Here is a 19,202-nt window from a genome sequence, read left to right as displayed (position 1 = left end):
GCCATTCGGCGGATTCAACATGTCAGGAACAGACTCCAAAGCAGGCGGGCCTGATTACATTCTTCTGCACATGCAGGCAAAGACTACTTCTGAAATGTACTAAGACTTGTAAAGCATGCACAGGATTTTCATATCTGTGCATGCTAAAACCCTAAATAGTTTAAAGAAGAATAGCTTAACGTTACAATATAAAGGACTATTCTGAAAAAGGAGGAATTTTAATTGACTGAAGCGACAAAATCACATTCACTTATCGAACAAACTGAAAAATACGGTGCAAACAACTATCACCCGCTTCCAATCGTTATTTCGAAAGCGGAAGGTGTCTGGGTGGAAGATCCTGAAGGCAATAAATACATGGATATGCTAAGTGCTTATTCAGCAGTAAATCAGGGGCACCGCCATCCAAAAATCATCCAGGCGCTGAAGGATCAGGCTGACCGCGTAACGCTAACTTCCCGTGCTTTCCATAACGATCAGCTGGGGCCTTGGTATGAAATGATCTGTGAACTGACAAATAAAGAAATGGCCCTTCCGATGAACACTGGTGCGGAAGCGGTTGAAACGGCAATCAAAGCTGCACGCCGCTGGGCCTATGATGTAAAAGGCGTAGCAGATAACCAGGCAGAGATCATTGCTTGTATAGGTAACTTCCATGGCCGTACAATGACAGCGGTTTCGCTTTCTTCTGAAGAAGAATATAAGCGGGGCTTCGGACCTATGCTTCCAGGCATTAAGCTGATTCCTTACGGAGATCTTGACGCTCTTAAAGAAGCAATCACTGAGAATACGGCGGCTTTCTTAATTGAGCCAATCCAAGGTGAAGCTGGAATTGTGATTCCTCCGGAAGGCTTCCTGAAAAAAGCATATGAAACTTGTAAGGAAAACAATGTATTATTCATTGCAGATGAAATTCAGGCTGGCCTTGCGCGTTCCGGAAAAATGTTTGCATGCGAATGGGAAGATGTAGATCCTGACATGTTCATTTTAGGGAAAGCGCTTGGTGGAGGAGTATTCCCGATTTCATGCGTAGTTGCGAATAAAGATGTTCTTGGGGTATTTAATCCTGGATCACATGGTTCAACATTTGGAGGAAACCCAATGGCTTGTGCCGTATCTGTTGCCTCCATGAACGTATTGGTTGAAGAAAAGCTGGCAGAACGTTCCCTTAAACTGGGCGACTATTTCATGAGCAAATTAAAAGAAATTAATAATCCTGTCATTAAAGAAGTGCGCGGCCGCGGCTTATTTATTGGTGTTGAGCTGAATGAGCCAGCCCGCAAATATTGTGAAGAGCTTAAAGAACAAGGATTGCTTTGCAAAGAAACGCATGACACGGTTATTCGTTTTGCCCCTCCTTTAGTCATTTCTGAAGAAGAGCTTGATTGGGCAATTGAAAGAATCAATAAAGTATTAAGCTAATACAATTATACGGACAGTTGGCCCTTGTGTCTGAATTTGTGATGCAGGGCCGCCGGTTATGGAGTATTGCTGTAATTTTCCTAAATATTAAAATCAAGAGGTGCCATGATGGGAGCTGCAGGAGTAGCTGGTAAAGAAACTGAACAAAAAATGGAAGAGTCTTTAAATTTATTTACTTCAACTCAAGTTGTGATCAAAGAAGCTTTGAACAAGCTCGGCTATGCAGGTGAGATGTATGAGCTGCTGAAAGAGCCGCTGAGGATGCTCACGGTAAGAATCCCGATAAGAATGGATGACGGGTCGATAAAAATTTTCACCGGCTATAGATCACAGCATAATGATGCGGTAGGACCGACAAAGGGCGGTGTCCGTTTTCATCCTGAAGTAAATGAGGATGAAGTAAAAGCTTTATCCATGTGGATGAGTTTAAAGTGCGGAATTGTGGATCTTCCTTATGGAGGAGGTAAAGGCGGCATCATTTGTGATCCCCGTTCCATGTCAATGGGGGAACTGGAACGCTTAAGCCGAGGATATGTAAGGGCAATCAGCCAGATCGTTGGCCCTACAAAAGATATACCTGCTCCGGATGTTTATACGAATTCACAGATCATGGCCTGGATGATGGATGAATACAGCCGACTCCGTGAGTATGATTCTCCCGGATTTATCACAGGCAAGCCGCTTGTTCTCGGCGGGTCGCAAGGAAGGGAAAAGGCAACTGCACAGGGTGTAGTGATATGCATTGAGGAAGCTGCGAAAAAGCGCGGCATTTCCATTGAAGGAGCACGTGTGGCTGTTCAGGGATTTGGAAATGCAGGAAGCTTCCTGGCAAAATTCATGCATGATGCCGGAGCTAAAGTGGTCGCCATTTCAGATGCTTATGGTGCTCTATATGATCCAAATGGACTGGATATTGATTACCTTCTTGATAGGCGGGATAGCTTTGGAACGGTAACGACCCTTTTCGATAACACTTTGACAAACGAAGAATTGCTTGAACTGGATTGCGATATCCTGGTTCCTGCAGCTGTGTCCAATCAGATTACCGCTGCAAACGCCCATAATATTAAAGCTTCCATCATAGTAGAGGCAGCAAATGGCCCAACCACTCTTGAAGCTACAAAAATTCTTTCAGACCGGGGAATCCTGCTTGTTCCTGATGTGTTAGCCAGTTCTGGCGGTGTGACGGTATCCTATTTCGAATGGGTACAGAACAATCAGGGGTACTATTGGACTGAAGAGGAAGTTACAGAAAAGCTGAAAAAAGTGCTAGTTCAGGCTTTCGATAATGTTTATCAGACTTCACAGCAAAGAAAAGTAAATATGCGTCTTGCTGCTTATATGGTCGGCGCGAGGAAAATGTCTGAAGCATCCCGCTTCAGAGGCTGGGTTTAATTCAGTAAACGGTATATAAATACTGATTCAATAAAAAAATCCTTGCACACAATGTGCAAGGATTTTTTGCATTCTTTTAACGGGTTGGCCTTGCTTCAGGTTCTCTTTCCAGTTCTTCATTTGGTTTGAAAAGAAGCCCCAGATTGATTAAGCCCGCGATGCCCACAAGACCGTATATAATTCGTGAAAGGGCTGAATCCTGACCGCCAAAGATAGCTGCGACAAGATCAAATTGGAAGAATCCGATTAAACCCCAGTTAATAGCGCCAATAATTGTTAGAACCAGTGCAATACGCTGAATGCCACTCATGATGTTTCCTCCTTGTAGTATAGGTTCAATATTATGTTGCTGCAGGGAAATAAAAAATATTCATTGTAATAATCGTTAATAGCCATAATGAAAAAGATGATCTGAGAACCCGGGATATCTAATGCTCACCTTTCGAATCGTACTTTTTGCAATAGCTGAAAATTTGAAAGATAATAATGTGGAAAAGGAGATGGTGATATGCAAAATTTTACCTTTTATAATCCGACTAAATTAATCTTTGGGAAAGATCAGCTATCCCAATTGCAGACTGAAATTCCGCAGTATGGCAAGAAGGTTCTTGTAGTGTATGGCGGCGGAAGCATTAAGCGCAATGGTTTATATGATAAAGTGATGGCACAGCTAAATGAAATTGGTGCTGAAGTGTTTGAACTATCAGGTGTTGAGCCTAATCCAAGAGTTTCCACTGTCCGCAAAGGCGTTGAAATCTGTAAAACTGAAGGCATCGATTTCCTGCTGGCTGTTGGCGGCGGGAGTGTAATTGACTGCACTAAGGCAATCGCAGCTGGTGCTAAATATGATGGCGATGCCTGGGATCTGGTCATTAAGAAAGCATTTGCTGCAAAAGCTCTGCCTTTTGGAACCGTTCTTACATTAGCGGCTACCGGTTCTGAAATGAATGCAGGATCTGTTATTACAAACTGGGAAACAAATGAAAAATATGGATGGGGCAGTCCTGTTACTTTCCCAAAATTTTCAATCCTTGACCCTGTTAATACATTCACAGTGCCAAGGAATCAGACGGTTTATGGAATTGTGGACATGATGTCCCATGTACTGGAGCATTATTTCCATTTTGAAGAAAATACAGATTTCCAGGATCGTATGTGTGAATCGCTGCTGATTACCATTATGGAAGCTGCTCCTAAGCTCCTTAAAGATCTTGAAAGCTATGACCATCGTGCGACCATTTTATATTCCGGCACAATGGCATTGAACGGTATTCTGAATATGGGCTACCGGGGAGACTGGGCTACGCATAATATCGAGCATGCAGTATCGGCCGTTTATGATATTCCTCATGGCGGCGGTCTGGCCATTCTATTCCCGAACTGGATGAAGCATAATCTGAACGTGAAGCCTGAGCGATTCAAGCAGCTGGCTACCCGTGTATTTAGCGTGGATCCCGCAGGAAAAACAGATGAGGATATTGCGCTTGAAGGCATTGAAAAGCTTCGTGCATTCTGGAACAGCATTGGTGCACCGTCACGCCTGGCTGATTATGATATCGATGACAGCAAGATTGAATTGATGGCAGACAAAGCGACTGTCAACGGAGAATTCGGCAATTTCGCGAAATTAAATCATGATGACGTGGTTTCAATCTACCGCGCTTCTTTATAAATACCAGGCTGGACTCTGCCATAGGCAGAGTCCTTTTACATTTTTCGCCGAAAAATGACAATCACCATTTGCGCGTAAAAAATATGTCAAAATTGGACACGCTTACATTAGGGGATGATTCTTGATTAACTTTGATGCTTTCGTTAAAGTGGTATAAGGATGACAGCCAGAATTACTGCAGGCTGTTTAAATTTGAAAAAAACTGGAGGACATTCATGACACACGTTCGTTTTGATTACGCAAAAGCACTTCCTTTTTTTGGCGAACATGAAATTACATATCTGCAGGATGCCGTGAAGGTAGCACATCACTCCCTTCATGAACAAACTGGCGCTGGCAGTGACTTTTTAGGCTGGATTGATCTGCCTGCAAACTACGACAAAGAAGAGTTCTCCCGCATCGAAAAAGCTGCTGAGAAAATTAAAAGTGATTCCGATATCCTTATCGTCATTGGAATTGGAGGTTCCTATCTTGGAGCGCGTGCGGCTATTGAAATGCTTCAGCACAGCTTCTATAATGCACTTCCAAAAGAAAAGCGCGGAACTCCGCAGGTATTATTTGCGGGCAACAATATTAGTTCCGCTTATATGAAGGATCTAATGGACCTTCTTGACGGCAAAGATTGGTCCATCAATGTTATCTCCAAATCAGGCACAACGACTGAGCCTGCATTGGCTTTCCGTATTTTCCGCAAACTGCTGGAAGAAAAATATGGTGTGGAAGAAGCGCGTAAACGAATTTATGCTACAACCGATAAAGCAAGAGGGGCTTTAAAGACTCTTGCGACAGAGGAAGGCTACGAGTCATTTATTATTCCTGATGATATCGGTGGCCGCTATTCTGTCCTCACAGCAGTAGGTCTTTTGCCGATTGCTGTCAGCGGTGCAAGCATTGAAGATATGATGAGCGGTGCTGCACAGGCACGCGAGGACTTCAGCAAATCTGAGCTTCAGGATAATGCAGCATACCAGTACGCTGCTGTCCGCAATGTTCTATATAACAAAGGCAAAACGATTGAAATGCTGATCAACTATGAACCAGGACTTCAATATTTTGCAGAGTGGTGGAAGCAGCTGTTCGGTGAAAGTGAAGGAAAAGACCAGAAAGGAATTTTCCCTTCATCAGCAAACTTCTCTACTGATCTTCATTCATTAGGCCAGTATGTGCAGGAAGGCCGCCGGGACCTTTTCGAAACGGTTATCAAGGTGGAAGAATCACGCCATGAGCTTACCATTGAAGAAGCAGAGAATGATCTTGATGGCCTGAACTATCTTGCGGGTGAGACTGTCGACTTTGTAAATAACAAAGCCTTTGAAGGGACAATGCTTGCCCACACAGACGGCGGAGTGCCAAACCTGATCGTTTCCATTCCGAAAATGGATGCCTACACATTTGGCTACCTGGTTTACTTCTTTGAAAAAGCATGTGCAATGAGCGGCTACTTGCTGGGAGTGAACCCGTTCGACCAGCCTGGTGTGGAAGCATACAAAGTGAACATGTTCGCCCTATTAGGAAAACCAGGATTTGAAGAGAAAAAAGCTGAACTTGAAAAGAGATTAAAGTAATAGTGAAAAACGTCTGCCTGCGGGTGGGCGTTTTTTTATTGGAGAAAAAGATGCCGCTGCTAAATCGCATTCATGATATCCCTTACTTTGGAGAAACTAAGCAAAAAGAGTAAAAGGGGATGGATTCAGTGATTGAGATACCTTCAAAAGTGGAAGGAAAGCATTTTGATTTGTATAAGCTGGAGCAGGCTCTAAAGCCGATTGGCTATTCGGTTGGCGGGAACTGGGATTATGATCACGGGTCTTTTGATTATAAAATTGATGATGAGGTGGGGTACCAGTTTTTAAGGGTCCCATTTAAGGCAATTGATGGGCAGCTTGATGATCCAAGCTGTACGGTGGAAATTGGCAGGCCGTTTCTGCTTTCACATAAGTATCAGCGCGGCCTGGATGACCACGCTTATACAGGGAATTTCAGCGCCTCCTTTGATCAATTCTCGGAGCCTGTAGATAAGGACGCTCGTTTTCCGGAAGAATTTATTGATCTCGGCAAAGCGCTTGTCGAAGAGCTGGAGTCTATTTTATTAAGAGATTAACCGAGTATAACAATCAGCTGATCCTGCTGAAGAATTATAAAAGGCTGGGGAGGATTAACAAGGGTTTCTTCCCCTCTTTTAACACCCAAGAGCAGAATGCCTTCTTTCATAAGTTCGGCACTAAGTTCAGCAAAAGTCTTATTTTCTATATCTTCTGATGCAGGCTGAAAAGTTAATTTTCGTTTATCGAGCTGTCCCAGCAAATCAAGAAAAGAAGTAACGAGCTCCTGGGAAGAAATGCTGTTGATCATGACAAAGCTCGTTAGAACATTCGTCTGAACGATTTCATCAGCCCCCGCTCTTTTAGCGTTGGCTGCCTGTTCTGAAGTTAATATTTCAACGATGCATTGAACATCGCGATTTAATCCTTTGATGGCCAATAAGGTTAAAATTGAATTCATGTCAGCATGCAGTTCATCTTTGTTCTGATCAGCTGTGATAATTACTTTTTTGGCATCAAATATATTTGCCTTCATGAGGACATCATCTCTGTTAGCGCGTCCCTGAATAAAATGTACATTATTATGGGGAACAGGATTTGACCTCAGTGTTTCATCAATTAAAGCAATGGAATGGTTCATCCCATCGCCTCCGAGAGTATTAACGATCTCCCTTGAACGTTCATTCCAGCCAATTACAACAATATGGTTTTGACCCCGATATTCGATTTTCCCCTCCAGGAAGTCATTCTGCCGGGTAACTGCTGCTGTTGCAAGTGAAATAAAATAGGTAGACAGAAAACCCGCACCAGTAAAAATAAGCGCAATGCCCACAATACGCCCTGCAGTGCTTTTGGGATAAAAATCTCCAAAACCGACAGTTGAAGCAGTTACAACCGCCCACCAGATTCCATCAAAAAAAGTCGGAAAGGAGGTCGGCTCAATAATATGTATTAACCCCCCAAAAAGAAAGATCACCATCAGGGCAATCAGCAGAATTCTGATTACTAAAGGGAGACGTATAAAACTGTAATAGATGTGCTGAGGCATAAAAATACCCCTCCTAATTTACAAAAGGTTTCAGCAGCTGACTGCTAAAAAATGCCAGCCGTATAGAATATAAAAAAAGCCATGCCAGCATATACTTTAGTTAAGTATATCGTCTATTGCACGGCTCAGCAGTTGAATATCCTTTGATATTTCATTTCTCACGTCGTCAATCTCGCACCTTTCATATTCATCCATGAGAAGGGAGAGTTCTCTTTTTAGTATGACAGCCTCGTGTTCAAAATCCATGATGACTCCCTCCTTTAGGGATATATAGGACTATCGGGCAGATAGTAAATTCCTTTATAATGTTACAATTATGTTACCCGATTTCTTTTCCATTTAAACGGTAAATCCCTTAATAATTTGCACATGAAATTTAGAACGAATATAGTTTACCCTCATATTTTGCACGTAAACACATCGTTTATACCAATTTACTCAAGAATATGATGGCATTTGGAGTGCGCTTTGAAAAGCAGGCTGCCGAAAACGTATCATTTGACGAATAGATTAATTAATCATATAATTAATTTAACAAAATAGTTCGGATTCTTCCTAAAGGGGAGTAGCTGTCAAGTAGAGTCGTCAATACGAGATAATGAATCTCCGGCTTTACTGGCAACAAAATGTTGCTTGCGAGACCTTTACCATTTATTTTGGTAAGGTCTCTTTTGTTTTTAAGGCGCTGAGACCAATAAATGGTTCAGTGCCTTTTATTTTTAGGGAAGAGTCTGGAACAGGGAGGTTTAGAGATGAAATCATATCAGCAGCTTGCAGACAGTGTAAAGTTTTCCAGAAGCCTTAATTGGACCAGACTTCTCGAGAAGGACGACAGTTTGGAATTTATAGGAGCAGGGAGAAGTGCATTTGCTTTTAGGTTAAAAGAAACCAATCTTGTATTAAAGGTATTTTTTCCGGAGTTTAAAAGAACCGCCAGGGAAGAAGCGGAGATATACAGGTCGTTGCCCGACCATCCGTACTATCCTTCATTATATTGCTCTGGAGATAACTATATTGTAATTGATTATGTACAGGGACTGACTTTGTTTGAATGTCTAGCAAAAGGAGTCCCGATAGAAGAGGAGAAAATCAGGCAAATAGATGAGGCTTTAAAGCTTGCGAGGGAAAGAGGGCTTAACCCTTCGGATATCCACCTGCGCAACATTATTCTTACAGAGGATGACCATATTAAAATCATTGATGTTGCCCGATTTAAACAAACGAAGAATTGTACACAGTGGGACGACTTGAAGCATGCATTCTATAGATTTTACAGAAAAAGATATTTTCCAAAGAAGATCCCTGTTTTAATCATGAATACAATTGCGGCACTTTATAAAAAGCGGATTTTCCGTATGGGTTCCTAAACAGTTCATTTGATATGGCATTTTTCTTTTTAAATAATAAAGACCACATAAACAGAAAGGGGCAGGTATCCATGAAAGTTCTAATCGTCGGAGCAAACGGACAAATCGGAAAGCAGCTGGTAAAGCTTATAAAAGAAGCAGATAAACATACAGTACGGGCGATGATCAGAAAAGAAGAGCAGGCCCGGAAGTTTGAAGATACGGGTGTGGAGACGGCAGTCGCAAGCCTTGAAGGAACGGTTGATGAATTGGCTGAAGCTGCCAAAGGCTGTGATGCAATTGTGTTTACTGCAGGTTCAGGCGGACATACAGGCTATGACAAAACTCTTCTGATTGACCTTGATGGAGCTGTAAAAACAATAGAAGCGGCGGAGAAGGCTGGTGTGGACCGGTTTATAATGGTCAGCGCTATACAGGCGAATAATCGTGATAAGTGGAATGAAAAAATCAAGCCTTATTACGCTGCGAAGCATTATGCCGACAGAATCCTGGAAAACAGCAGCTTGAATTACACAATCGTTCGTCCAGGGGGCCTGACAAATGAAGCGGGAACCGGCAAAATCAAAGCAGCAGAAAGTTTGGAGCGTGGCTTCATTCCCCGTGAGGATGTAGCTAAAACTCTTTATGCTGTCCTGGATAGTGAAAGCACCTATAAACGCGCATTTGATCTGGTTTCAGGTGAAGAAGATGCGGAAGCAGCATTGAAAAATATATAACTTTTGCCCGGTGTGTATGCACCGGGATTTTTTTCGGCAAATTCAAGTATAAATTATCCCGCTTAGAGAAAATTAAATTAGAAAAAACAGGAGTCTGCCCAATGGAGGAAAAGAGTAGAATTAACAAAAGCAGAGATTTTGCCTTAAGGGCTGCTTATACTTAAACACATATAAGTTAGAAGATTAGTTGAACCAGGCATTGGCAAATTCCAATGTCCTTTTCGTTTTAATTGCTTCTCAATAGGGAATAAGGAATTGTAAAAGGAAATACATAAGATTTCATATTTTCCTCATACAAATGTTGTTTTAGTGTCACAGCTTTTTCTTCAAAACTGTGGAATAATGTGATGTAATGAGCATTCAAGAGGAGTGAGTGAATGTATAAAAAACAGGAACGCATATTAATGTGGCTTGCTTTTACAGTGGCTATCATAATGGGGCTTTCTTTTATTGGACGTATTTTTGCAGGATAGGAAAAGGAGAATGTTAAATGGGAAATGAGGAATCTGTCTTTTTCAGCCGTGTCTTAACTGAGCTGACATTATCCTTCCACATCATTTACGCCACCATTGGTGTCGGCATCCCGCTCATGATTATGATTGCACAATGGGTGGGGATAAAAAAACAGGATGAACATTATATTTTGCTCGCCCGAAGATGGACGCGCGGTTTTGTCATTACGGTGGCTGTCGGTGTTGTTACGGGGACAGCCATCGGCCTGCAGCTATCATTGCTGTGGCCTAACTTTATGGAACTAGCAGGCAATGTCATTGCGCTGCCTTTGTTTATGGAGACTTTTGCCTTTTTCTTTGAAGCGATTTTCCTTGGGATTTATCTGTATACATGGGATCGGTTTGAGAACCAGAAAAAGCATATGCTTTTATTAATCCCAGTTGCAATAGGGGCTTCGTTTTCTGCTATTTTCATTACCATTGTAAATGCATTTATGAATGCACCGCAGGGCTTTGACATTGTGAATGGCCAGCTGGTAAATATTAACCCGATACTGGCAATGTTCACACCCGCCATGCCAACGAAGGTTACGCATGTGCTTTCAACAGCCTATATGACATCAGCGTTTGTCCTTGCATCAATAGGAGCTTTTCGCCTTCTAAAAGGATCGAATCATATCTACCATAAGAAGGCATTGCTGCTCACAATGAAAATCGGATTGATTTTCTCGATCGCTACAGCGGTAATTGGTGACTTCTCCGGAAAATACCTTGCGGAATACCAGCCTGAAAAATTGGCTGCCGCCGAGTGGCATTTTGAAACAGAAGAAGGGGCACCATTAATGCTCTATGGGGTTCTTGATGACGGCGAAGTGAAATATGCCATTAAGATTCCATATGCACTCAGCATCCTTGCGCACAGCAATCCGAATGCCGAAGTGATCGGACTTGACCAATTTGCAGAGGATGAAATTCCGCCGCTATATATCCATTACCTTTTTGACCTTATGGTGACGATTGGCATGTGGATGACGGCACTTTCGCTTTTCTACGTCTTAGGCACCTGGTTTAAAATGCGTTTTGTTTCGTCGAAGTGGTTTCGCTGGCTGATCGTTTTGGGTGGCCCTTTATCCATAATCGCAATTGAAGCGGGATGGTGGTTTGCTGAGGTTGGACGGCAGCCGTGGATTCTGAGGGGCATCATGCGTACTGAAGATGCCGCAACCTCAAGCGGTCAAGTAGACCTTATGCTTCTGCTGTTTGCAGGATTATATCTGGTGCTGGCAATTGGAAGCATTATTGTCCTCACCAGAATGTTCCGCAAAAATCCGGTCGAACAGGAATTGTCCGACCGTGAGCTGGAGAAAGAAGGTGAGCTGCGATGACGCTTGAAATCATCGGAATTTCCGTCTTATGGCTGTTTCTATTTGGATACGTCATCGTTGCCTCTATTGACTTTGGTGCAGGATTTTTCAACGCATACAGTCTATTTCGCGGAAAACAGCATATTTTAACCCGTATTATTCAGCGTTATTTATCACCGGTTTGGGAAGTTACGAATGTGTTCCTGGTGTTTTTCTTCGTAGGCATTGTCGGATTCTTTCCAAAAACAGCCTATTATTATGGAACAGTCCTGCTGGTGCCGGCAAGCATTGCAGTAGTCCTGCTGGCCATCCGCGGATCTTATTACGCTTTTACCACCTACGGCGGGCTAAGACAAAAAAAATGGACCTATCTGTATGGACTTTCAGGTCTTTTCATTCCTGCATCTCTGTCCATTGTCCTGACCATTTCAGAAGGCGGATTCGTTAGTGAAACATCATCAGGCCTGGAGCTTGACTACTGGGCATTGTTCACCAGTCCGCTTACATGGAGCATCGTCGTACTGAGTATATCAGCAGTTTTATATATATCAGCAGTATTCCTGACGTGGTATGCCAATAAAGCAACCGATGAACCGGCCACAGAGCTGCTTAGAAAATACGCTCTAATATGGGCGGTGCCTGCTATTGTAACAGCGACAGGCATTATTGTCGAACTGCGGGATCATAATCCTGAGCATTTCAGCAGATTAATGGACCTATGGTGGCTGTTTGGCATCTCATTCATCCTGTTTGTAGGGACTGTTTATCTAATATGGAAGCGTAAATTATACGGACTCGCATTTGGGCTCTTGGCAGGACAATTCTTAGTGGCGTTCTTTGCCTATGGAATCTCGCATTATCCATACCTGCTTTATCCATACCTGACTATTTATGATGGTTTTACAAACGAAGCTATGGCCATCGCTCTCATCATTGCCTTCATAGCAGGACTGGGATTGCTCCTGCCGTCCCTTTATCTGCTTCTCAGGCTATTCCTTTTCAATAAAGACTATGTCCAGGGAAAACGGGACGATCATGCATAGGAGGGAAAAACCATGGCAGAATTTGTGATGTTTTATGCACCGTTTATTGTGATCATTGCTTCCATTGCAGCGGCTTTCTGGCTGGCTGGGAAGGACGGGCGGATAGAGGAGTAACTTGTAGACCAGCCCTTATAGGGCTGGTCTTTTTTTATTGTTAAGAAAAATTTGAATTTTTAACTTTTTCTTAACAAAGAAATCAATTGAGCATTATATTCACTCTTTATAATTGGATGAAAAGAGGAGAAGGTGATAATGCTGATGGTAAGCTGACTGATGCAATTAACAGTCTCAATCAATATCAAAAGGTGTATGCCTGTGAATTTGAAGGCACGGAATGATGTAGGTGAAAAAATGGGATTTATTCAAACAAATATCGAATTTGCGCTGCAAAGAGAAGAATTAAGGAATCAGCTTCTTGATTATCTATTAGAAATATTGGAAAGAGAATTGATTGAGCGCGCTGGGAGCTGAAAGTTTACCTTTTCTTAAATTTATTACAATAGATTAACATGCCGTCAGGATTATCTTTAAGGTTTAGCTAATAAAATTGCAGTAAGAAATGCTCAGGAGGGATTGCATGAGAATTGCTGTTGCCGGAACAGGTTATGTGGGATTAATTACGGGGGTTTGTTTAGCTGAAATGGGCCATCATGTGATTTGCACAGATATACGGAAAGAAAAAATTCAGCTGCTTAAAACGGGGCAATCACCTATTTTCGAACCGGGACTTGAACCAATGCTGAAAAATAATCTCTCAAATGGCCGTTTGGCATTCACTGCAAACCCTAAAATTGCCTATAAGGATGCAGATATAATTTTTATTGCAGTTGGCACACCGGAAAATCATGACGGTACAGCAAATCTTGATTACATTCATGCTGCAGCATATGCAATTGGCACATGCATTGAAAATGAAGTTATTATCTGCACAAAGAGCACAGTCCCAGTAGGAACAAATGAAAAAATAAAAGAAATTATTCAAAGTGTAAATCCTCCGCCTTTCAAGGTAGAGGTCGTATCTAATCCTGAATTTTTGCGCGAAGGGTCTGCCATTTTAGATTTTTTCAATGGTGACCGAATAATTTTAGGAACAGAATCGAGCCGCGCAGCATTAAAGTTGGAAGAAATCTACCTTCCTCTAAATATACCAATCTATAAAACAGATACAAGAAGTGCAGAAATGATTAAATATGCTTCTAATGCCTTCCTGGCAGCAAAAATCAGTTTTATTAATGAAATTGCGGCAATATGTGAAAAAGTAGGAGCTAACATTGAAGATGTCGCATATGGGATAGGACAGGATAAACGGATTGGACCGCACTTTCTTCAAGCTGGATTAGGGTATGGTGGTTCTTGTTTCCCAAAAGATACAAAAGCTCTTGTTCAATTAGCGGGTAATATACAGCATCAATTCGAGCTCCTTGAATCGGTTATTAAAGTGAATAATCGGCAGCAGACCTTAGCTGTCCGTAAAGCCGAAAACGTATTGGGCTCCTTGGAAGGCAAAAGAGCGGCTCTTCTTGGCCTTGCATTTAAGCCGGATACAGATGATGTTCGAGGAGCAGCGTCTCTTATCATAGCCAAAAAGCTTCTGGAAGAAGGTGCCTTCGTCATCGCCTATGATCCTGCTGCGATTCCTAATGCTCGAAGTGTCTTAGGGAATACAATCGAATATACAATGGATATTAAAATAGCACTTGAAGGTGCTGACTTTGCCATTATTGCAACAGAATGGGACGAAATCAAACATCTGTCTTTGAAGGTATACGCTGAAAGAATGAAATCTCCTGTCATTATTGACGGAAGAAACTGCTACTCTCTTTCGGATGTCCGTAAACATCCATTAACCTATATTTCCATAGGAAGATCTTCTATTTTACATGACCAGATGACTAGAGTTAAAAGCAGTTAAACACACAAAGAGAGGATTAGTCATTCTGAAAATGCTCCTTGCCTTTCCTCCGTCTCTATCATGTGAATAACATTGGATATTCTTGTGGTTATTTCTAACATTTGTATGGTTCTTCGCTTTCCGTCAGGTGTGATTGGAGAAGGAGCTCTTGGTTCTATAGCTGGTATTTGAAGTTTTTATTTATTAGTTCTTTAAAGAAAAGAGCTGAAATAATGGCAAGGAGGCACATATGAAAATTGCCCTATTCACTGATACCTTTTATCCAGACATCAATGGAGTCGCCCGGACACTTAAAAGGTTCACCGATTATTTAAGTGAACAAAACATTGAGGTTAAAATTTTCGCACCTGCTAACCAGCGAGACGAGTATGTTTCCAAACATATTCACCGTTTTAAAAGCGCTTCCTTTTTCTTATACCCTGAATGCCGAGTTGCTTTTCCTAGCTATTTCCAAATTAAGGATGAATTAGAAGCGTTCAAGCCTGATATCGTACACGTTGCCACACCTTTCAATCTTGGGCTAAGCGGTGTTTATTGTTCAAAAAAACTAAACATCCCTCTTGTGGGTTCCTATCACACTGATTTTGACCAGTATCTGCAATTCTATGATCTTAAATTTCTATCAAGTATACTTTGGAAATATATGACATGGTTTTACAGTCCCTTTAAAAAAACCTTTGTTCCATCAATTGAGACCTTAAATCAATTAAAGGAGCACAGCTTCACTAATCTGGAAATCTGGCCGAGAGGTGTCGACTGTCAGCTGTTCCATCCGTACCACGATAAGCTTTCATTGCGCAAGAAATATTCAATACGAAGAAAATACCTAATAATGTATGCAGGCAGACTGGCACCTGAAAAAAATGCAGAAATTCTTATAGAGATAGCAAAAATACTCCCATCATATCTCAAAGAAAACGTTCAGTGGCTTATTGTCGGGGACGGGCCGATTCGTGGGCAACTACAGGCTAATGCCCCAAAAAATATGATGTTTACAGGCTATTTAAAAGGCAGGGAGCTCTCAGAAATTTACTCCGCATCGGATTTATTTGTCTTTCCGTCTTCAACCGAGACATTTGGAAATGTTGTTCTGGAATCGCTGGCAAGCGGAACCCCTGTTATTGGCGCGGACTCAGGAGGAGTCAAGAGCATTATTCAGGACGGGGTAACTGGTCACTTATGTCAACCGGGCAATGTTGAAGAATTCTCTGAAGCAATTATAAATATGCTGACCAATCCAAAGCATCGGACACAAATGGGATTTGAAGGAAGGGAATTCGCTTTAACACAAAAGTGGGATAGAATTTTTGAAGATCTGCTGGGACATTATGCACATGTAATTGGAGACAGCGGGGAAAAGAGATATGCATAAAGAGATTCTCATTGTTGAAGATAGTGAAGTTTTCTGAGGTTTTCGAAAAGAAATATCTAATAAAATCAACAATGCTTGGATTTTTTAACTGCCAAAGCCATCTTTCACCAAGCAAATTCGATTAACTTAATAATATATATAACCAAAAAGCTGGCATTAGTTATTTAAAATAATATTACATTGGGATAAATTTAGCTTCTCTTTAAAATATAAGAGCAAATATTATTGCCAATAGGATAACGAATAAAGTTATTACTATTTGTGAAAAAAACTGAAGTGCCATTAGAGAAAATAAAAAACTAAACGAAAAAACTCCATTTATAATGAATTTATTCCTTAACTAATTGCTTATAAATGGTCACGCAAGAGTGAAGTGACCAATTCGTGCCCCTCAATAGTAAATATAGAAAATCTGATAAAAGGCAAAGAAAAAATCAAAACGCTCAACCTCTTGTACATAAAGTGGTTGAGCGTTTTGATATTAGTATGGAGAATAGGGGGCTCGAACCCCTGACCTCAACGCTGCCAGCGTTGCGCTCTCCCAGCTGAGCTAATCCCCCGAGAAGTGGTACAAGAAAAATTATAACCACATCGGAGTTATCTTGCAAGAGGAATTATTAAAAAATTTTACTGCATGCTATCGATTTCCATGCACTGCACTCCAGGGATACTTGAAACGCTGTAATAAACATCAGTAGTTCTTCTTTTATAGTCGACGGCAACAATCAGCTGTACAAGATGCAGATGTTCATCTTCTAAATCTTTTATGCGAATATGTTTTATAGAGATATCAAGGTCTTTTACCGCTGGGATGATGTCAGCGATATTTTCTTTATCCCTAACTTTCAGCTGCAGATTGATTTCTTTTTCTCTTAAGCGTTTGGGGCCAATTATGCCCATGATAAGAGGAATTACCTCTACTGAAATAATAAGCAGCGCCACTCCTGCCATTGCTTCAATATAAAAGCCTGCTCCTACAGCAATTCCAATTCCTGCTGCCCCCCAAATTAAAGCTGCTGTTGTAAGACCCGAAATACTGTCATTTCCCCGCCTTAAAATAACGCCTGCACCCAAAAAGCCGATTCCTGATACAATCTGGGCAGCTAAACGGAGAGGATCCATCGTTATGTTGATGTCATCATTACCGGGAAACATATAAGCCGACTCTATAGACACAATAGTCAGCAGGCAGCTTACTATGGAAATAACTAAACTGGTCTTTAGGCCGACAGGCTTTCTTTTTAATTCTCTCTCCAGGCCGATTACAAGACCCAGGACTGCTGAAATACCCAGCTTCATTAATATTTCTATCTCTAAACTGCTCATAATATCTCCCGCTTTTTTAAGTATTATATATCCAAAATATGATCTTTAAAATCCTGCTAAAATAAAACCGTAGTAAAAGTTTGACTAAACGTTGTAAAATGAAATATACCCTAATTATTAGGAAACAGAAACAAGGAGTATAAAAAAATGTCAGATAAAAAAATAAATCCCTATGTTGTCCTGGCAATTGGCGTCATTTCTGTCTCTACATCAGCCATATTGGTGAAGGTATCCAGCGCCCCATCGGGAGTCATTGCTTTTTACAGATTATTATTTTCTGTTCTTTTCATGCTGCCTGTATTTCTTATAAAGTATGTTCCGGAACTTCGTCTTATTACACGGCGGGATTGGATCTATTCCATCATTGCCGGTGTGTTTCTTGCATTCCATTTTATTCTCTGGTTTGAGTCACTTAACTACACCTCTGTAGCCAGTTCCACAGTCCTTGTGACTCTCCAGCCCTTGTTTGCATTTGCAGGCACATATCTCTTTTTTAAAGAAAAGTTTACCTGGAAAGCCATTTTAAGCGGGTTTCTGGCAATTGCGGGCAGTGTTATTATCAGCTGGGGAGATTTTCAAATCAGCGGGACTGCTTTGTTCGGGGATATACTTGCAATCATCGCCTGCGCCCTGGTAACGGCTTACTTAATGTTTGGCCAAACAGTCAGACAAAGACTATCGCTCGTTACTTACACCTTTGTTGTTTATAGTATAAGCACTATTACATTGTTTTTTTACGTGTTAATCGTCGAAGAACCTTTACTCCCATATGGAACCAGTGATTGGGTATATTTTATCTTGCTTGCTCTTGTTCCCACTCTGCTCGGACATACATTATTCAATTGGTCAATAAAGTGGCTAAGCACTTCAACCATTTCTATGGCCATCTTATTTGAGCCAGTTGGTGCTGCTGTTTTAGCATATTATTTACTTCATGAGTCTATTTTATGGACGCAAGTTCTTGGGGGAACAATTGTAATTGGAGGAATAACTCTTTTCTTATTAGATGAGAGAAGGATTCGAATGAAAGAATTAAAGAAAAAAACAACGGCTTCCGGATAAATAGATGAGTAATATATTTTGAAATATATAAGAGAAAAATCTCCCTGGGAATGGGGAGATTTTTTTTATCTAAATACATAGGTCAGAGCAGAAAAAATAAATGCAGCTGTAACAGAAAAGATGAAGGTGCCTCCATAGACCTCTTCATCTGAATTTGCAATTTTAATCCCCTCTGCATAGGCATAAGCAAACAAAAATATGGCCATGATTACAGATAGATATAGGGCAGCGGTTTCCAGTGTCATTCACACCTTCCGTTTAAAGTAGCGTTAATAGATTTTATGAAAAATAACCAAAACTATTACTATATCTTTATATTGTTATTTTTTAAAACTCGATTTCTCATTCCCGGGATGGCTAATCAATAAATTAGGTATAAATTTAATTATTGTTAAAAGAAGCTTATAAAAGTGTGGAAAACTGAACAAAGTTATCCACGCGCTGTGGGTAACTTTGTTGACAACTGGATTAATAAGTGTTTTATGGTGGATAAGTTTGTGGGTATGTGAGATGGAGGTTTCGCATAATGTGTTGCTGATATAATAAATTTTCGGAAGTTCAGGTAAAATGCTTATTAATTTGATGTTATAAAATGCACATTTTATGAGATCTGACTTCAGAACAATTAAAAGTAAATACAGTTTCGTAAAGGTATCTTTTTTTATTTGATTCCAAAACAACAATCTAAAGGAGAAGAGAAATAATAATATGCACTGAAAATATATAAAGAAAAATATTTTTTAAAATTATATTGCAAACATTTAATAAGTCATGGTATATTAATTCTTGTCCTCAACGAGGCAAGTTAAATTAAAAAAACATACTGAAAAAGTTGTTGACTTGTTAAAGGATAACATGTTATATTTATAGAGTCGCTTCTGAGTGATAAGGTAAAATATAACAAAGAGAAATTGATCTTTGAAAACTGAACGAACAAAAACGTCAACGTTAATTCTTTAGTCTTTTTTGAAAAGACAACTTATGAGCTTAATCAACTCTTATATGGAGA

Annotated in this window: 20 protein-coding genes and 1 tRNA gene; 15 read left to right on the top strand and 6 right to left on the bottom strand. The window is 40.8% G+C overall.

What is annotated here, in order from left to right:
- The 3 genes from JI665_RS28805 to JI665_RS27875 all read left to right on the top strand — a co-directional run.
- On the top strand, positions 1-103 hold a 103-nt coding region (locus tag JI665_RS28805; protein ID WP_236566339.1), incomplete at its 5' end, for a hypothetical protein.
- Positions 104-222: 119 nt separating this feature from the next.
- A complete protein-coding gene (locus JI665_RS27880) occupies positions 223-1,422 on the top strand; it encodes an ornithine--oxo-acid transaminase (protein ID WP_206846173.1) in 1,200 nt (399 codons plus the stop codon).
- Between the two features lie 150 nt (positions 1,423-1,572).
- Positions 1,573-2,817, top strand: coding sequence for a Glu/Leu/Phe/Val family dehydrogenase (locus JI665_RS27875; RefSeq protein WP_414635289.1), 1,245 nt, complete (start codon positions 1,573-1,575; stop codon positions 2,815-2,817).
- A gap of 76 nt (positions 2,818-2,893) precedes the next feature.
- Here JI665_RS27875 and JI665_RS27870 read toward each other — a convergent pair whose 3' ends face one another.
- Entirely contained in the window at positions 2,894-3,127 is a 234-nt protein-coding gene (locus tag JI665_RS27870; protein WP_009331627.1) for a DUF378 domain-containing protein, read from the bottom strand.
- Positions 3,128-3,325: 198 nt separating this feature from the next.
- Here JI665_RS27870 and JI665_RS27865 point away from each other — a divergent pair, with 198 nt between their 5' ends.
- The 3 genes from JI665_RS27865 to JI665_RS27855 all read left to right on the top strand — a co-directional run bounded on the left by JI665_RS27865 (position 3,326) and on the right by JI665_RS27855 (position 6,590).
- Positions 3,326-4,489: an iron-containing alcohol dehydrogenase gene (locus JI665_RS27865; protein ID WP_206846172.1), complete on the top strand. Its 1,164-nt coding sequence runs from the start codon at positions 3,326-3,328 to the stop codon at positions 4,487-4,489.
- Positions 4,490-4,704: 215 nt separating this feature from the next.
- Complete coding sequence (locus JI665_RS27860; protein ID WP_206846171.1) at positions 4,705-6,054, top strand: glucose-6-phosphate isomerase; 1,350 nt, start codon at positions 4,705-4,707, stop codon at positions 6,052-6,054.
- Between the two features lie 128 nt (positions 6,055-6,182).
- On the top strand, positions 6,183-6,590 hold the full coding sequence (locus JI665_RS27855) for a YugN-like family protein (RefSeq protein ID WP_206846170.1): 408 nt from the start codon (positions 6,183-6,185) through the stop codon (positions 6,588-6,590).
- Here the strand turns inward: JI665_RS27855 and JI665_RS27850 are convergent.
- Complete coding sequence (locus tag JI665_RS27850) at positions 6,587-7,579, bottom strand: potassium channel family protein (protein ID WP_206846169.1); 993 nt, start codon at positions 7,577-7,579, stop codon at positions 6,587-6,589. The genes JI665_RS27855 and JI665_RS27850 overlap by 4 nt on opposite strands.
- Positions 7,580-7,675: 96 nt before the next feature.
- Positions 7,676-7,825: a hypothetical protein gene (locus JI665_RS27845; protein WP_206846168.1), complete on the bottom strand. Its 150-nt coding sequence runs from the start codon at positions 7,823-7,825 to the stop codon at positions 7,676-7,678.
- A gap of 506 nt (positions 7,826-8,331) precedes the next feature.
- On the opposite strand from JI665_RS27845, the gene JI665_RS27840 reads away from it, so the two are divergent.
- From JI665_RS27840 to JI665_RS27810, 8 genes are all read left to right on the top strand, one after another.
- Positions 8,332-8,946: a protein kinase family protein gene (locus JI665_RS27840; protein ID WP_206846167.1), complete on the top strand. Its 615-nt coding sequence runs from the start codon at positions 8,332-8,334 to the stop codon at positions 8,944-8,946.
- A gap of 71 nt (positions 8,947-9,017) precedes the next feature.
- The gene (locus tag JI665_RS27835) at positions 9,018-9,662 is read left to right on the top strand and encodes an SDR family oxidoreductase (protein ID WP_206846165.1); all 645 of its coding nucleotides are present in this window, start codon (positions 9,018-9,020) and stop codon (positions 9,660-9,662) included.
- A gap of 490 nt (positions 9,663-10,152) precedes the next feature.
- Positions 10,153-11,499, top strand: coding sequence for a cytochrome ubiquinol oxidase subunit I (locus tag JI665_RS27830; protein ID WP_206846163.1), 1,347 nt, complete (start codon positions 10,153-10,155; stop codon positions 11,497-11,499).
- A complete protein-coding gene (locus JI665_RS27825) occupies positions 11,496-12,521 on the top strand; it encodes a cytochrome d ubiquinol oxidase subunit II (protein WP_206846159.1) in 1,026 nt (341 codons plus the stop codon). The genes JI665_RS27830 and JI665_RS27825 overlap by 4 nt, the downstream gene beginning before the upstream one ends.
- A 12-nt stretch (positions 12,522-12,533) precedes the next feature.
- A complete protein-coding gene (gene cydS, locus JI665_RS29300; RefSeq protein ID WP_414635288.1) occupies positions 12,534-12,635 on the top strand; it encodes a cytochrome bd oxidase small subunit CydS in 102 nt (33 codons plus the stop codon).
- Between the two features lie 201 nt (positions 12,636-12,836).
- Complete coding sequence (locus JI665_RS27820) at positions 12,837-12,992, top strand: hypothetical protein (protein WP_206846157.1); 156 nt, start codon at positions 12,837-12,839, stop codon at positions 12,990-12,992.
- Between the two features lie 106 nt (positions 12,993-13,098).
- Positions 13,099-14,433, top strand: coding sequence for a UDP-glucose dehydrogenase family protein (locus JI665_RS27815; RefSeq protein ID WP_206846155.1), 1,335 nt, complete (start codon positions 13,099-13,101; stop codon positions 14,431-14,433).
- A 229-nt stretch (positions 14,434-14,662) separates the two neighbouring features.
- Entirely contained in the window at positions 14,663-15,805 is a 1,143-nt protein-coding gene (locus JI665_RS27810; RefSeq protein ID WP_206846154.1) for a glycosyltransferase family 4 protein, read from the top strand.
- Positions 15,806-16,292: 487 nt separating this feature from the next.
- Here the strand turns inward: JI665_RS27810 and JI665_RS27805 are convergent.
- Together JI665_RS27805 and JI665_RS27800 are read right to left on the bottom strand one after the other, a co-directional pair.
- Positions 16,293-16,365 (bottom strand) — tRNA-Ala (locus JI665_RS27805).
- Positions 16,366-16,432: 67 nt separating this feature from the next.
- Positions 16,433-17,131 (bottom strand): MgtC/SapB family protein, encoded by a 699-nt coding sequence (locus JI665_RS27800; protein ID WP_206846152.1) that lies wholly within the window; start codon positions 17,129-17,131, stop codon positions 16,433-16,435.
- Positions 17,132-17,278: 147 nt separating this feature from the next.
- Here JI665_RS27800 and JI665_RS27795 point away from each other — a divergent pair, with 147 nt between their 5' ends.
- On the top strand, positions 17,279-18,193 hold the full coding sequence (locus JI665_RS27795; protein WP_206846150.1) for a DMT family transporter: 915 nt from the start codon (positions 17,279-17,281) through the stop codon (positions 18,191-18,193).
- Positions 18,194-18,258: 65 nt separating this feature from the next.
- Here JI665_RS27795 and JI665_RS27790 read toward each other — a convergent pair whose 3' ends face one another.
- Positions 18,259-18,438, bottom strand: a complete 180-nt coding sequence (locus tag JI665_RS27790; protein WP_206846148.1) for a hypothetical protein — start codon at positions 18,436-18,438, stop codon at positions 18,259-18,261.
- Positions 18,439-19,202: the final 764 nt, after the last annotated feature.

The sequence above is a fragment of the Bacillus sp. NTK034 genome (genome assembly GCF_017303275.1).
Lineage (GTDB): Bacteria > Bacillota > Bacilli > Bacillales > Cytobacillaceae > Cytobacillus.
Note: the sequence above shows the minus strand (reverse complement) of the source record. Positions and strands in the feature narration are given on the sequence as shown.

Coding starts and splice junctions, on each gene's coding strand:
- JI665_RS27815 (WP_206846155.1), top strand. CDS start 13,099: ATGAGAATTGCTGTTGCCGGAACAGGTTATGTGGGATTAATTACGGGG.
- JI665_RS27870 (WP_009331627.1), bottom strand. CDS start 3,127: ATGAGTGGCATTCAGCGTATTGCACTGGTTCTAACAATTATTGGCGCT.
- JI665_RS27830 (WP_206846163.1), top strand. CDS start 10,153: ATGGGAAATGAGGAATCTGTCTTTTTCAGCCGTGTCTTAACTGAGCTG.
- JI665_RS27845 (WP_206846168.1), bottom strand. CDS start 7,825: ATGGATTTTGAACACGAGGCTGTCATACTAAAAAGAGAACTCTCCCTT.
- cydS (WP_414635288.1), top strand. CDS start 12,534: ATGGCAGAATTTGTGATGTTTTATGCACCGTTTATTGTGATCATTGCT.
- JI665_RS27835 (WP_206846165.1), top strand. CDS start 9,018: ATGAAAGTTCTAATCGTCGGAGCAAACGGACAAATCGGAAAGCAGCTG.
- JI665_RS27865 (WP_206846172.1), top strand. CDS start 3,326: ATGCAAAATTTTACCTTTTATAATCCGACTAAATTAATCTTTGGGAAA.
- JI665_RS27860 (WP_206846171.1), top strand. CDS start 4,705: ATGACACACGTTCGTTTTGATTACGCAAAAGCACTTCCTTTTTTTGGC.
- JI665_RS27800 (WP_206846152.1), bottom strand. CDS start 17,131: ATGAGCAGTTTAGAGATAGAAATATTAATGAAGCTGGGTATTTCAGCA.
- JI665_RS27850 (WP_206846169.1), bottom strand. CDS start 7,579: ATGCCTCAGCACATCTATTACAGTTTTATACGTCTCCCTTTAGTAATC.
- JI665_RS27840 (WP_206846167.1), top strand. CDS start 8,332: ATGAAATCATATCAGCAGCTTGCAGACAGTGTAAAGTTTTCCAGAAGC.
- JI665_RS27810 (WP_206846154.1), top strand. CDS start 14,663: ATGAAAATTGCCCTATTCACTGATACCTTTTATCCAGACATCAATGGA.
- JI665_RS27825 (WP_206846159.1), top strand. CDS start 11,496: ATGACGCTTGAAATCATCGGAATTTCCGTCTTATGGCTGTTTCTATTT.
- JI665_RS27790 (WP_206846148.1), bottom strand. CDS start 18,438: ATGACACTGGAAACCGCTGCCCTATATCTATCTGTAATCATGGCCATA.
- JI665_RS27875 (WP_414635289.1), top strand. CDS start 1,573: ATGGAAGAGTCTTTAAATTTATTTACTTCAACTCAAGTTGTGATCAAA.
- JI665_RS27795 (WP_206846150.1), top strand. CDS start 17,279: ATGTCAGATAAAAAAATAAATCCCTATGTTGTCCTGGCAATTGGCGTC.